Here is a 485-nt window from a genome sequence, read left to right as displayed (position 1 = left end):
GTGGTCCAGTGCAGGATGCCGTGGCCCTTGTAGGTGTGGTGTCGTCGGCACAACGGTCCGAGGTTGTCTCCCCGGGTGGGGCCTTCGGGAAACGGAATCCGATGGTCGATGTCGCATCGTTCGGCTGGAACCATGCAGCCCGGCCCTTGGCAGGTGCCGTAGAGGAATCTCAACGCCACGTTGAGAACGTCGGGGGCGAATCTGCCGAGGTACTCGTGGGCGAGGACGTCGTCGCCGGTCGGGTCGGTGATGATGCGGTGCCAGAACACGCTGCCGGATTCGGCCACGTCGGCGATCCAGGTGGCGGGGACGCCCCAGGTGCCGTCGGTGGACTCGGCGAAGCCGGGGTTCGCGCCGGCCAGGACGTCCGCACCGATCGTGACGCCGATGTTCGCATCGACCGCGGCCTCGGTGGCCTCGGAGTCGGTGCACCACGCGACCAGCAGGTCGGCCTCACGCTGCGCGACGGTGCGGTCGTCGTCGGG

1 protein-coding gene is annotated in these 485 nt (G+C 68.7%); it reads right to left on the bottom strand.

The window, feature by feature from the left end; all coding sequences use genetic code 11:
• The coding region (locus IFT73_RS18575; protein ID WP_192168920.1) for an HNH endonuclease signature motif containing protein at window positions 1–485 on the bottom strand (485 nt) is incomplete at both ends.

Origin of the sequence: Aeromicrobium sp. CFBP 8757 (assembly GCF_014841755.1) — a bacterium.
Classification (GTDB): domain Bacteria; phylum Actinomycetota; class Actinomycetes; order Propionibacteriales; family Nocardioidaceae; genus Aeromicrobium.
The sequence above is the reverse complement of the archived record's forward strand: the minus strand, read 5'-3'. Positions and strand labels throughout refer to the sequence as shown.